Raw genomic sequence first — 13,863 nt, 5'->3', positions numbered from 1 at the left:
AACTATTCACTAGATGAACAAACTAAGCGATGTACACAAAATTGAAAACCACAATTTTGGTACCCTGCTTATATTAGTTATTCACTATTCACTGTTTAAGGACGAAGTCCTTAAACAACGTATTTTTCCAGTTCCTTACTAAACTCCATACTAACTTTCTTAAACTCATATATACTTTCTGTCATCTTTTTAATTTCTTCAGTATATGCGTGAACATTTGCAGATACTTCTTGTGATGATGCAGAGTTTTCTTCTGCAATTGCTGCCAATGACTCTATACCGTGGAAAAGGGAGTTTATACTATCAGTTTCAATCGTAAGTTCCTTTGTAAGTTCAGTAATTAGCTGAGATACCTTAGCCACAGAATTTACAGCAGATTGGTTTTCCGCAGCAACAGTATTTAATTTGATATTTTCGTTTTCAAGAATACTAAACTGGTCAGATATAGAAACAACGAACTCAGCAATATCTTGGACAAAGGATTCTAAATTATCATTTATAGTTTGAACAGCATCCTTTGAACCTTCTGCAAGTTTTCTGATTTCCATTGCAACAACAGTAAATCCTCGACCATATTCTCCAGCCCGTGATGCTTCTATACTAGCATTTAAAGCCAGTAAATTAGTTTGCTCTGCAATACTTTCTACAGCTTCAACAATATTTTTGACTTCATTGGCCCTATTTTGCAAATCTTGACCCTTAGACTTTACATGGGAAAACTGAAGCAATATATTATTTAAGCTATCAGAAGTAGACTTTAAGTCACTAAACCCTTTATTGATTTGAATTACAGCAGATTCAAGTTGGTCTTTTCCACTATTTTCTTTATCTACTACTTCATTTAGTGAAATAATAGAGTTATTTAAACTATATGCAGTTTGTTCTGTTTCTTCAGCTTGATTAATAGAACCAGTTGCAACTTGTTCTACTACATTTGATATTTCACCAGAAGTAAAGCTCATATTAGATGAAATATCGGCGAACTTATCAGCAAAGACATTTAGTTCATCTGTAGTACTTTTATATCCAACAAAATCCTTCTTAATAGATTCCTTTAATTCTTTTAACTTGAGATTAATATCTTCAAAGAAGTCAGATGTAGATATATCGTGGATCATGGACAAATCCTTATTTATAATTTCCTCTAGGGAGTTATAAATAGATTTTAGAGGTCTAAAAAGCCCTTTAGATATAAAAAATGGAATTAAGATTGATAAAGCTAAAGTCAAAGGTATAGTAATGTTAGAATCTACAAATTTAGATATAAGACTTACTGGAATACCTAAAAATATAAAGGAAGCTATGGCAATTTTTCCTTCCATATTTTTTATAAATCCTAGAGACAATATTTTATTAAGCATATATTTCTTTTTATAGTAAATCTCTTTAGGAAACTTAATAGATATTTTAAGAAAATCTTCCGTCTTTTCTACAGTTTCAATAATAATATCTTCTTTAAAATACTTACTAGCACCCTCTAACATACCTTGAAAATAAGCAAACATTCCTCTAGATGAAGAATAAGTCATATGTGCTGAAAATTTGTCTACAGGCTTAATTCCCAAAATAGGAGGATTTGCTCCCTTAACCCTTTTGGTAACTACAACATGAATATCATACATTGCTTGGAGAAATGAATATAAGTTTTTATATCTAAAGAATGCGGGATAAACTTTGGAGTATGTGATGATATTGTGATTTCCCATGGTTCTCCATACTTCATCAGGAGACTTATTCAGTTTTGCTGCAATATATTCAATAATTCCTCGAGCCACTTTATCTTCTATATCCTCTATAGGAGAAAATATTTTATTAGAACTTATATTAAAATGTTCCAGTGCTTCATTTGTTATTTTTTCTCCATACAATTCTCTGCAAGTATCAACCCAAGCAGAAACTATAGTACCTTTCACAATAACTCCTCCTTCGTATAACTATGAGTATATTATATCATAAGGAATAGAAAATTGTGTCCATATTATGGCATTAAAAAAAGAAATATTTTGTTTAAATACAATAAAGTATGAAAGAAAAATAACAATACTTGCATAATTGGTATGACCATATTATAATATGATTATCAAATATATTATCAAAAAATTAAAACAATTAAATCAAGGGGGGATAAATGTAGTACTGTATTTTATTCTCAAATAAAAATCTAAAGATTAAAATGTGAAATTAGGAGGATAAACATGAATAAAAAAGTTAAAAGAATATTACTGTTATTTGCATTAGGTCTTACCTATGGTTTTATGTATACACTGCCATATATGAGCCGTACATTTTATGACCAAATGATTGCAGCTATGGGAGTTACTAATGCTCAACTTGGTTCATTATTATCAATCTATGCCATGGCTTGTACATTGTCATACCTACCAGGAGGATGGATAGCAGATAAATTTAAACCAAAAACAGTTTTACTAGCATCTACATTTGGTAATGCAGCAATATGTTTCTTACTTATGATGACTTATAAAAACTTTACAATGGTTAAATTAGTATGGTTTGTTGCAGCAATAACAGGTGGATTTGCATTCTGGCCTGCACTTTTAAAGGGAATTCGTTTATTAGGTAGTGAAGAAGAACAAGGCAGAATGTTCGGAATCTTCGAAGCTATGAATGGTATAGCATCATTATTAATTAACTTTATTATGATTTATGTATTATCATTATTTGCAGATAACCTTCTACTAGGATTTAAAGGTGCTGTAGCAACTATGGGTGTTTTATGTGTAATAGCAGGAATATTAATTATATTTTTATATGATGAAAAACTTACTTATGCTGAAGAAAAAACTACTACAACTGAAAAAGTTGGTATTAAGGATTACTTTGGTGTATTAAAATATCCAGCAGTATGGATTGTAGCAATTATGATGTTTGGACAAGTTACATTTATTGCAGGGTTAAGCTATTTAACTCCATATAGTACAGGTGTACTAGGTTTATCATTAACATTGGCAGCAAGTATAGGAACCATTAGAAACTATGGAACTAGATTTATTGGTGGACCATTAGGTGGATATATTTCAGATAATGTATTTAAATCAGCTAGTAAAGGTCAAGTAGTTTCTTTAGGATTATGTGCAATATCCATGGCTATGCTTTTAATTATTCCAGGAGGAAACAATATTTTAATAATAGCTGTAATGCTTCTGAATGCCATCGCTTTATATATGGCTAAAGGACCTTTATATGCGGTTATATCAGAATTACAAGTACCAGCAGCAGTTACTGGAACAGCTTTAGCTATTATTACAGTAATTGGTTATTTACCTGATATGTTCGTATATACTTTATTTGGTAAGTGGTTAGACATTTATGGAGATGCAGGATATAGTCGTATATTTATATTTACCATAGGAGTAACAATTGTGTCCTTATTAGTGGCTTTAGTAGCCGTAAAATTATCTAATAAGTACAAAGCAAATGCAAAATAAATATTAACAAAATAATTTATATGGGAGGAATTAACATGGCAACAGCAATAAAAAATACAGCAAAAGCTAAAACAAATCCTGAGAAATGTAAAGGATGCTACTATTGTATCAAGGCGTGTCCTAAAGACGCTATATCCATAATGGACATAGTAAATAAAAAAGGTTACTCACCAACTCAGGTAGATGAAGAAAAATGTATAGGTTGCGGAGCTTGTTATACTGTATGCCCAGATACTGTTTATACAATAGAATAAGGCTTTACTCAATATAGACTAGGAACAAAATGATAGGAGGTAAGATTATGGAATATGTATTGATGAAAGGTAATGAAGCATTAGCAGAAGCTGCCATAAGAGCAGGTTGTAGATTTTATAGTGGTTATCCTATTACACCACAAACCGAAATATTAGAGTATTTATCATGGAGAATGGATGAAATAGGTGGAGAATTTGTACAGACTGAATCTGAACTAGGCGGAATAAATATGATGCTTGGTGCTTCAGCAGCTGGAGCTAGAGTAATAGGAAGTTCATCAGGTCCAGGATTTAGTCTTTTTCAAGAAGGAATATCTTATCTTGTAGCAGCAGATCTTCCAGCAGTACTAGTAGATGTTATGAGATATGGAAATGGATTAGGTGATATTGGACAAAGTCAAGGAGACTACTGGCAATTAACTAGAGGTGGGGGACATGGAGACTATAGAACCATAGTATTGGCACCTAATTCTGTTCAGGAAAATGTTGACTTAACTCACTTGGCATTCGACTTAGCAGAAAAATATAGACATCCAGTAATTATTGGTTCAGATGCAGCCATTGGTCAAATGATGGAAAAAGTAGCTTTACCTGAAATGGAAGAACATGATATAGATAAATTTCATTGGTCCATGAAAGGTTGTAAAAAGGGTGAAGAACAAAAGAAAATCACTAACCTTTTATATTATATGGATAATTATGATGAGTTTTTAGCAAACAAATATAAAGAAATGGAAGAGAATGAGCAAAGATGGGAATCAATGGAAGTAGAAGATGCAGAAGTTGTACTAGTTTCCTACGGAATCAGCTCTAGAGTATGTAAAGAGGCAGTAAAAGTTGCAAGAAGTCAAGGAATAAAACTAGGATTAATAAGACCTATTAGCTTATGGCCATATCCTATAAAAGCTTTCGAAGAATTATCAGATTCATGTAAGGCACTAATGACAGTGGAAATGAACATTTTAGGACAAATGGTAGATGATGTAATATTAGCTACAGGTAATAAGTATCCAGTATATAAATATACAACAGTTAAAGATGTACCTGAAACAGAAGTTATTATTGCAAAAGTAAATAAAATATTATCAGGTGGGGAGGTATAATAATGGAATTAAGAGCACCAGAATCAATATCCTTTGCACAGACATCATTTTGCCCAGGATGTGGACATGGAATTGTTTCACGTTTAATTGGAGAAGTAATGGAAGAAATGGGATTAACCGAAAAACTATTAACAGTAGTAGATGTGGCTTGTTCTTCTCTACACATAGATACATGGAAATTTGACACCGTAATAGCAGCTCATGGAAGACCTATAGCTACTGCAACAGGTGTAAAAAAGATTAGAAGAGAGAATCCAGTACTTGCATATCTGGGAGATGGAGCAGCTTATTCCATAGGTATTGCAGAAACCATGCACGCGGCTCTAAGAAACGATAATGTAGTAACAATAATTATAAATAATGGAGTTTTCGGAATGACAGGTGGACAAATGGCACCTACATCTCTAGAAGGACAAAAAACTACAACTTCTCCTAAGGGAAGAGATGTTTCAAAAACAGGACAACCCTTTGATGTAGTAAAAGTTATGGGAAGCTTAGATATACCATATTTAGCAAGAGGTTCAGTATCTAACCTAGGAGATATTAGAAGAACAAAAAAATATATAAAAAAGGCTTTTGAAAAGCATATGAATAATGAAGGGTTTTGTCTAGTAGAAATACTTTCACCTTGCCCAACTAACTTAGGTATGGCACCTGTAGCTTGTTCTGAAAGAATAGATGGTGTAGTTAAAGAGCTTTTCAATACAGGTGAGTATATTGATAAGGAGGGAACAAAGTAATGATGGAAATTATATCAGCGGGCTTCGGAGGTCAAGGAGTTTTAACAGCAGGATTGATTTTAGCAAAGGTTGCCATGGATAATGGTAAAAATGTTACTTGGATTCCATCCTATGGTTCAGAAATGCGTGGAGGAACGGCTAACTGTGGAGTAAAAATTAGTGACGATGAAATTGCCAGTCCTTTTGTTAAGAACATAGATGTACTTATTGCCATGAATGGACCTTCCATAGACAAGTTTGAAAAAAATATGAAACCAGATGGAATCTTAATAGTAAATTCCTCTATGGTAAAAGATAGACAATATAGAGACGATATAAAAGTAGTTGAAGTACCAGCAAATGATATTGCCCATGAAGCAAATAATCCTAGAGGAGTAAATATTGCAATTTTAGGTGCTTTTATAAAAGCAACAAATCTTCTTGATAAAGACACTTTTGCTAAAGGAATTGAAAATTTCTTTGCAGATAAAGGAAAAGTAAATCCAGCAAATCAAGTTTGCTTTGAAATGGGATATAATTCAGTAGAAAACTAGGAGGAAGATTAATGAATGTATCTAACCTTTTAAAACCAAAAAAAATCGCCTTGGTAGGAGCTAGTGAAAGGGAAGGCTCCTTCGGAGGAGATACTTGTAAAAATATAATGGACTTCAGTGATTTGTCTAAATATTATTTTGTAAATCCTAAGAGGGAAGAAGTATTTGGACAAAAATGCTATAAATCAGTAGGTGATATACCAGATAATATTGACATGGTAATTATTTGTACACCACAATCTACAGTTTTAGATATATTAAAAGACTCCCATAAAAAAGGATGTAAGGGAGCTGTAGTATATGCCAGTGGATATTCTGAAACTGGAACAGAAGAAGGAAGAGAAGAAGAAAGAAAGCTAATAGACCTTTGTAAGGAACTAGGAATTGCTCTTCTTGGACCAAACTGTGGTGGATTTATTAACTATATAGATGATGTTTATAGCTTTGCATTTGTGGCAGAAAAAAGAGACAGAAAAGGCACAGTAGGATTAGTATCTCAAAGTGGACAATTAGCACTTTCGCTAATGGACAACCCAAAGGGGAAATTTTCCTATGTAATCTCTTCTGGAAATAGTTCTTTAGTAAAGGTAGAAGAATACTTAGACTTCTTAGTAGATGATGAAGAGACAAAAGTTGTAGCGGCATATTTAGAGGGAGTTTCAAAACCAGAAATATTTGTAAATGCTCTTAAAAAAGCTGCATTAAAAAGAAAACCAATTGTAATTTTAAAAACTGGTAGATCAGAAAAAGGTTCAGCAATATCTGCATCTCATACAGGAAGTTTATCTGGATCTGATAAGACTTATGATGCGTTATTTAAGAAGTTTGGGGTAATAAGGGTAAATGATATGGAAGAATTATTATCCATGACCCATTTATTATCTACCATAAAAGAATATCCAAAGAGTGCAAGATTTGCAGCTATGAATCTTTCTGGTGGAGAAACCATAATTACAGCAGATATAGGTTCTTTAAAGGGAATAAATTATCCTGACTTTACAGATAATACAATGAAAAAACTAACAGAAATGTTGCCAAGCTATGCAACTCCAAACAATCCACTGGATATGACAGCGAGCTTATCCTATGATAGTGAAAAGTATGCAGGAGCTTTGAGGGCAGTAATGGATGATCCTAATATAGATATGGTTTTAATAGGATATACTCTACTGCTAAATATAGCAGACCCTTGTATATACTATATGACAGAAGGAATAGAAAAGGTAGTTAAAGAGGGTAATACAAAGCCTATGGTAATGATTCCTTACGTTGAAAATACAAGAAATCCTGAATATGCAGAAAGACTGGAAAAAGCAGGAGTTTCTATTTTACCGCCAGTTGTTTATGCTATGGAAATATTGAAGAAATTCAGTGAGTTTATAGAGTATAATCCAGATGAACATACATTGGATATAGGCTTACCAACCGATGATAAAAAGGAAACTAGAAGGTTTTTATCAGAACATGAAAGTAAAATTATGTTAGGTAAGGTGGGAATACCAGTACCAAAGGAAGATATTGCAAAAGATAAGGAAGAAGCTATAAAAATGGCAAGTGAAATTGGTTATCCTTTAGTAATGAAAATCGAATCAGCAGATATTCCTCACAAATCAGATGCAGGTGGGGTTAAACTGAATATTAATTCAGAAGAAGATGTCAAAAAAGCATATGATGAAATAATGGATAGTGTAACAAAATATAATTCCACTGCAAAGATAAACGGAATATTAATGCAGGAGATGTTGCCAAAGGGTACTGAACTTATAATAGGAGTAAATAACGATTCATTATATGGCCCTATGATTCTTTGTGGATTAGGTGGAGTGTTTGTAGAAATATTTAAAGATGTTTCATTATATCCAGCACCATTAAATCATAAAGAAGCTCTGGAAATGGTAAAATGCCTAAAAGGTTATCCACTTCTGACAGGATATAGGGGCAGCAATAAATTAGATATAGAAGCCTTAGTAGATTTAATCGTTAAAGTATCAAATTTTGCAATAGAAAACAAAAATACTGTAGCAGAAATAGATATAAATCCAGTATTCCTATATGAAAAGGGAGAAGGACTATCTGTAGCAGACTCTTTAATCATCGTAAAAGAATAATAAAATGGGAAGGAAGAGATAAATGTATAAAATAGTTTTGACTCATCCCCAAGAAACAGCAGAAATAGAAGAAAAATTTATTCCTGAAGGAGCGACTCTCGAAATAAAACATTCTCCTACAGAAGAAGACCTTATAAAAAACCTTCAGGATGTAGATGCAGTAATATCTGCATATGAACCTTTTACAGCCAAAGTAATGGATGCTTTACCAAAGTTAAAGATAATATCTCAAGCAGCTATAGGTTTCAATAGTGTAGATATTGAGGCAGCAGCTGAAAGAGGCATAGCAGTAATCAATAATCCTCATTACTGTACACCAGAAGTAGCAGACCATACTATGGCTTTAATTTTAACATTGGATAGAAGAATAAAAGAATTTGATAAAAATGTACAGGAAGATAAAGAGTGGAGATATGACCTTTGTCCTGAAATTACTAGACTCAGTGAACAGACATTAGGGCTATTTGGATTTGGAAACATAGCAAGGGAAGTTGCAAAGAGAGCAAATGCCTTTGGAATGAAGATTATTGCATCAGACCCATATATGAACATGGAACTTGCTAAACAGTTAAATGTAGAAGTAGTTACTATGGAGGAATTACTAGAAAGATCAGACATTGTATCTATCCATGCACCTCTCACAGAGGAGACTAAGGGATACTTCACTATGGAAAGGTATAATATGATGAAGAAGAGACCTTTAATTATAAATGCAGGTAGGGGAGCTATTATAGACGAAGAGTGTTTGGCTAAAGCCTTAGATGAAGGATTAGTTAGAGGAGCAGGACTTGATGTACTAGAGGAAGAAGCTCCAAACCTACAACAGTCTAAATTAGTTGGAAGAGACAATGTTATAATTACACCTCACGTAGCTTACTACTCTCAAACATCACAATATGAAATCCAAAAACTATCTGCTAAGAATATTGACTATTACCTAAAAGGTCAGTATGACAAGCTTAGTATAGTAAATGGTGTAAGAAAATAAAAATAAACTAAAATATAAGGCTCCATTACTTGGAGCCTTAATTCTAATGAGAAAATCCTTATGGGAGGAACGGATATGAATATAATAGATATAATATTAATAATTGCTTATCTGATTTTTATGCTTTATTTAGGATTTTATGCAAGTAAAAAGCAAAATAATATGGAAGATTTTTATCTTGGAGGAAAGAAAACTGGAACTATTTCAATGATGTGTCTATGGCTATCATCATGGGTAGGTGGAGCAGCAGTTATTGCTACAGCAGCCAATGCCTATGAATTAGGTATTACAGCTGTTTGGTATGTAGGTGCTATGTGTGTAGGCTTTGCTATATTTGGGCTGACATTTACTAAATTGATAAAGAAAGTAGGAGATAAGTTTAGTCATATAACTTATCCAGATTTAATAGAAGATAGATATAATAGTAGATGTAGAATGGTTTCCATAATTACTACTATATTGGCAAATATAGCATATAATGCTGGACAATTGGTGGCAGCAGGAGGTATACTCTATACCTTTACTGGATGGAATATTACATTTTGTATAATATTATCTGCTGTTATAGTTAGTATATATACTGCAACAGGTGGACTTTTAGCAGTCACATACACTGATGTGGCTCAAACTACATTGATTCTAGGCTCATTAGTTATTGTCATACCTTTTATATATAATGCTTCAGGAAGTATAGCTAGTTTTCAGGCCCAAATGCCACCAACATTTTTTAAATTAGGAGCATGGGGAACTAGTACAATTTTAGGATTTATAGTATCAATTACTTTAACATTCTTTACAAGTATGGACAGTTATACTAGATGTTTTGCTGCAAAGGATGAAAAAACAGCTAGAAATGGTACATTACTTGCAATCATAGGAACAGCTTTTATAGCCATAGTTTCAACTTATATAGGAATGGCAGGTAGAATCATATTCCCAAATATAGGAGATACTAGTGCAATATTGGCTACCATAGTAAGCGAAGTGCTTCCCACTGGTGTAAAGGGAATAATGTTAATAGGAATTATATCAGCCTTAATGTCAACCAGTGATATATCTACTTTAACTGCATCTGCAAATATCACTAGAGATATTTATCAGAGATATATTAATCCCGAGGCTTCAGAAAAACATTTGTTAAAACTTGGAACCATTAGTTCTATGTTAATTGGGGCGTTAAGTACAATTATGGCAATAAAAATGATGGATATAGTAAATATACTTTATCTAGCCTTTACCATAAACTCAGCAGGATTATTTTTACCTACAATAGGAATATTTTTCTGGGAAAAGGCAAATAGTAAATCTGCTTTTTGGAGTATGACATTATCTTTAATTACAGTTGTATTATGGTTTTTAGGTAGTAGCTTTAATTTAGGATCTGTATTTAATATAGATCCATTATGGCCTGGACTATTGGTTTCAGCCTTAGTATTTATACCAATGTCTTTAATTACAAAACCTTCAGAAATAGATAAAGAAAAGATTGAAAAGTATTTAAGTCATAATAAAATTAATTAATCCTTGATACTAGGGCATATAAATCATATAATAAATATAGACAAAAATGTAACGATACTTTATAAAAGAAGGAGTGCTGACCTTGTTTGAATCGGTAAATACAAAGAAAAATTATGAACAAATAGTAGAACAAATCCAAGAACTTATTTTAGATGGCACTTTTCAAAAGGGAGACAAATTACCACCAGAAAGAGAATTAACAACTAAACTAGGTGTAAGTAGATCATCCCTAAGAGAAGCCCTAAAGGCATTAGAAGTTTTGGGTCTTATTGAATCTAAACAAGGTGAGGGAAGTTATATATCTAACAATGTAAATTCAACTATTTTGAAATCCATATCTATTGCATATAAATTAAATAATGGAACAATAGAAGATATATTGGAACTAAGACATTCCTTAGAAATTCAGGCCGTAAGAACTGCTGCAATAAAAGCGACAGAAGATCAAATAGAGGAATTAGAAGCCATTGTTAACAAAATGGAAAATGCAGCAGATGAAGAGGAACAATCACAACTAGATATAGAATTTCACGGGAAGCTAATAGGGATGATGAATAATGTAATGTTTCAAATAATATCAGAGTCAGTTTCTAACCTTATGCAGCCCTTTATAAAGTCCATAAGAGAAATATACAAGGAACATGATGATTATTTAAAAACATATTATTTCGTTGAACAACATAGAAATGTGTTAGATGCCATAAAAGAGAGAAATCCTGAAAAGGCAGTTAACCTAATGATGGAACACATACAACTTACGGAAAATGATTTATTGAAGTTAAATTCCATATCAAACAAAAATTAATAAAAGATTTTTTGCTTTTCCAATTGACAATTTATATGAAGTTATAGTATAATAATTTATTTATTTGACAAAAACCATATAATATGGTATCATATAGACATGAGTGTCCCAAACACTTCTTTCTGCCCTTTTTTAAGGAGGAACTAATGGAAGGTGGTTTGCTATATTGGAAAAGAACATACTAATTAGAATTCGTAAGGACATCGAAAAATGCGTTGGTAAAAAGGTAAAATTAAGAGCAAATAAAGGTAGAAAAAGAACAGTAGTTAGAGATGGAATATTAGAAGCAGCATATCCTAACTTATTTGTAGTAAGGATTTGTAATGAATACGATAGCTCAAGAAAAGTATCATATACCTATACTGATGTATTGACAGGAACAGTAGAAGTAACTGTTTACTCAGAGACTCAAGAAAAAGTGAAAATATCTTAAAAATAACTGTACAGTAATTTGTACAGTTATTTTTTGTTGCTATTCATAGGTACACTGAAAAATAATAAAAATACTAAGGGAACATTTGCAGGACGCGATTTAATTCTTAGCGAATGTAAGCTAGAAATCCGTTAAACAGTTTGCACTGTTTGAGCGTAGCGAGTTTGCAAACTGTAGGATTTTTAGCTGGAATGAGCTATAGAATTATTCGTGTCCGAAACCGTGAGCGTGGATTTTTATTATTTTTCTTATTGATTGTTAATAGTAACATCTTTTTATTCATTATTTTGGACATTAAAGCATATATATTCTCATAGGATAGTTATAGGAAAAAATTAGGGGGGATAATATGTCTATAGAGTTAATAAAAGATATTTTAAGAATTGAAGAACTACGAGGAAAAGAAGATACCCAAGCCTTAGTAGAAACAGAAATATACCTAAACCCATCAAGACCAGATTTAGAAAGTATACTTTGGACAGATGGAGTCGTAGAAATACTTAGTACAAAGGTAATTAGAGATAGGCTAGTGGTATCAGGAGTAGTGAAGTTTAAAGTAGTATATAAATCAGGTGAAGAAGAAAAGAGGATACATACTGTAGACTCCAATGCAGACTTTAGAGAAGAAATAGAAATTGAAGGAATAACAGAAGATATGTCAGCAACCATAAAGACAAATATAGAATATATTGAACATGAACTATTAGATGAAAGAAAGGTATCATTAAAAGCATTAGTTAGTTTAGAAGGAAAAGTAGAAGAAGTAAATAATATAGAAATAATCAAAGATATAGAAGAAAAAGAAAATCTTCAAACTTTGAAAGAAACAATTAAATACAAAGAAATTCAAGGCAGAGAAACAGCTTATGCTTTTGTAAAGGAAGCATTTGAATTAATGGAAGATAAACCAGCCATAGAGGAAATACTTAAATTATCTATTCAGGCATATGAAGAAGAAGCTACTGTTGCAGAAGATAGGATAATCATATCAGGTATGGTAAATGCTAGGGTAGTATATTATGGAGAGGGTCAAATTGCCACAATAGAAGAGGAAATGCCATTTAATCATTTCCTAGAGATTCCAGGAGCCTTATCTGATTCTAAGGGAGAAATTCTTATAGAAGTAGTAGAGGGTGGATATGAGGTACTAGAAAATGATGAAGGGGAATTAAAAGTATTAGATTTAGAGGCAAAAATTAGAGTATCAGGATTAGCTTATTCAGAAAATGAAAAGAAACTAATAGTAGATGCTTATTCTACTAGGGAAAAAATAAATATTGAAAAAGAAGAAGTAAATTTAGTAGAAAATATAAAGAATATAATCCATAAGGAAAATATAGTTAAGGATTTATCCTCTTATAGAATAAGAGAAATCTATGACCTAACGGCTTATCCTTCAGTTATAGATAGTAGATTTGTAGATGAAGAGTTTATAATAGAAGGTATCCTTATGGTACAAGGAATCTACTTAGATGATACAACAGAAGATATAAATACTTTAAGGGAAGAAGTACCATATAAATATTACTTATCTTTAGAAGAAAAGAATCCAGACCTTGTAGCAGAAGTTAGTCTTGATTTAGAAACTATTAAGGCAAATATATCTAAAGATATGTTCGTAGTAGAAGCTTCTGTCAAACATAATATTAAAATCAATAGAATGAGGTCCTTATCCTTAATCAAATCTCTGGAGGAAACAGGAGAAATAATAGATAAGAAAAACCGACCTAGTATAACAATATATATAGTACAAAGAAATGATAAGCTATGGAACATAGCAAAGAGATATAACACAACCATAGAAGAAATACTTCAGGCAAATGATAATATTAATCCAAACAATATAATAGCAGGAGAAAAGATTATCATTGAAAAGACGGTGGATATATCCTTCTAAATTTAAACCTTTAAAATATCTTAAAAACTATGGTA

12 protein-coding genes are annotated in these 13,863 nt (G+C 32.0%); 11 read left to right on the top strand and 1 reads right to left on the bottom strand.

Features of this window, described 5'->3' with window-relative positions:
- Positions 1 to 110: 110 nt before the first annotated feature.
- Entirely contained in the window at positions 111 to 1,913 is a 1,803-nt protein-coding gene (locus KQI41_RS19335; RefSeq protein ID WP_216585738.1) for a heme NO-binding domain-containing protein, read from the bottom strand.
- A 282-nt stretch (positions 1,914 to 2,195) separates the two neighbouring features.
- On the opposite strand from KQI41_RS19335, the gene KQI41_RS16345 reads away from it, so the two are divergent.
- The 11 genes from KQI41_RS16345 (at position 2,196) to KQI41_RS16295 (ending at position 13,828) form a co-directional block, all read left to right on the top strand.
- Positions 2,196 to 3,446, top strand: coding sequence for an MFS transporter (locus KQI41_RS16345; protein ID WP_216585737.1), 1,251 nt, complete (start codon positions 2,196 to 2,198; stop codon positions 3,444 to 3,446).
- Positions 3,447 to 3,481: 35 nt separating this feature from the next.
- A complete protein-coding gene (locus KQI41_RS16340; RefSeq protein WP_154439010.1) occupies positions 3,482 to 3,700 on the top strand; it encodes a 4Fe-4S binding protein in 219 nt (72 codons plus the stop codon).
- A 47-nt stretch (positions 3,701 to 3,747) separates the two neighbouring features.
- Positions 3,748 to 4,803 carry a 3-methyl-2-oxobutanoate dehydrogenase subunit VorB gene (vorB, locus tag KQI41_RS16335; protein ID WP_216585736.1) on the top strand — a complete coding sequence of 352 codons (1,056 nt, stop codon included), beginning with the start codon at positions 3,748 to 3,750 and terminating at the stop codon, positions 4,801 to 4,803.
- A gap of 2 nt (positions 4,804 to 4,805) precedes the next feature.
- Positions 4,806 to 5,543 (top strand): thiamine pyrophosphate-dependent enzyme, encoded by a 738-nt coding sequence (locus tag KQI41_RS16330; RefSeq protein WP_216585735.1) that lies wholly within the window; start codon positions 4,806 to 4,808, stop codon positions 5,541 to 5,543.
- Entirely contained in the window at positions 5,543 to 6,076 is a 534-nt protein-coding gene (locus KQI41_RS16325) for a 2-oxoacid:ferredoxin oxidoreductase subunit gamma family protein (RefSeq protein WP_216585734.1), read from the top strand. Before KQI41_RS16330 ends, KQI41_RS16325 begins: the two co-directional genes overlap by 1 nt.
- An 11-nt stretch (positions 6,077 to 6,087) precedes the next feature.
- A complete protein-coding gene (locus KQI41_RS16320) occupies positions 6,088 to 8,184 on the top strand; it encodes an acetate--CoA ligase family protein (RefSeq protein WP_216585733.1) in 2,097 nt (698 codons plus the stop codon).
- A gap of 22 nt (positions 8,185 to 8,206) precedes the next feature.
- The gene (locus tag KQI41_RS16315) at positions 8,207 to 9,172 is read left to right on the top strand and encodes a C-terminal binding protein (protein WP_216585732.1); all 966 of its coding nucleotides are present in this window, start codon (positions 8,207 to 8,209) and stop codon (positions 9,170 to 9,172) included.
- A 75-nt stretch (positions 9,173 to 9,247) separates the two neighbouring features.
- A complete protein-coding gene (locus KQI41_RS16310; protein WP_216585731.1) occupies positions 9,248 to 10,693 on the top strand; it encodes a sodium:solute symporter family protein in 1,446 nt (481 codons plus the stop codon).
- Between the two features lie 82 nt (positions 10,694 to 10,775).
- The gene (locus tag KQI41_RS16305) at positions 10,776 to 11,498 is read left to right on the top strand and encodes a FadR/GntR family transcriptional regulator (protein WP_195837909.1); all 723 of its coding nucleotides are present in this window, start codon (positions 10,776 to 10,778) and stop codon (positions 11,496 to 11,498) included.
- 166 nt (positions 11,499 to 11,664) lie between these two features.
- Positions 11,665 to 11,931, top strand: coding sequence for a Veg family protein (locus KQI41_RS16300; RefSeq protein WP_154439018.1), 267 nt, complete (start codon positions 11,665 to 11,667; stop codon positions 11,929 to 11,931).
- 349 nt (positions 11,932 to 12,280) lie between these two features.
- A complete protein-coding gene (locus KQI41_RS16295) occupies positions 12,281 to 13,828 on the top strand; it encodes a DUF3794 and LysM peptidoglycan-binding domain-containing protein (RefSeq protein WP_216585730.1) in 1,548 nt (515 codons plus the stop codon).
- Positions 13,829 to 13,863: the final 35 nt, after the last annotated feature.

Source organism: Tissierella pigra, from assembly GCF_018917845.1.
Taxonomy (GTDB): Bacteria; Bacillota; Clostridia; order Tissierellales; family Tissierellaceae; genus Tissierella; species Tissierella pigra.
This window is presented reverse-complemented; position numbering and strand designations above follow the sequence as displayed.

Coding starts and splice junctions, on each gene's coding strand:
- KQI41_RS16310 (WP_216585731.1), top strand. CDS start 9,248: ATGAATATAATAGATATAATATTAATAATTGCTTATCTGATTTTTATG.
- KQI41_RS16340 (WP_154439010.1), top strand. CDS start 3,482: ATGGCAACAGCAATAAAAAATACAGCAAAAGCTAAAACAAATCCTGAG.
- KQI41_RS16315 (WP_216585732.1), top strand. CDS start 8,207: ATGTATAAAATAGTTTTGACTCATCCCCAAGAAACAGCAGAAATAGAA.
- KQI41_RS16320 (WP_216585733.1), top strand. CDS start 6,088: ATGAATGTATCTAACCTTTTAAAACCAAAAAAAATCGCCTTGGTAGGA.
- KQI41_RS16330 (WP_216585735.1), top strand. CDS start 4,806: ATGGAATTAAGAGCACCAGAATCAATATCCTTTGCACAGACATCATTT.
- KQI41_RS16295 (WP_216585730.1), top strand. CDS start 12,281: ATGTCTATAGAGTTAATAAAAGATATTTTAAGAATTGAAGAACTACGA.
- KQI41_RS16325 (WP_216585734.1), top strand. CDS start 5,543: ATGATGGAAATTATATCAGCGGGCTTCGGAGGTCAAGGAGTTTTAACA.
- KQI41_RS16345 (WP_216585737.1), top strand. CDS start 2,196: ATGAATAAAAAAGTTAAAAGAATATTACTGTTATTTGCATTAGGTCTT.
- vorB (WP_216585736.1), top strand. CDS start 3,748: ATGGAATATGTATTGATGAAAGGTAATGAAGCATTAGCAGAAGCTGCC.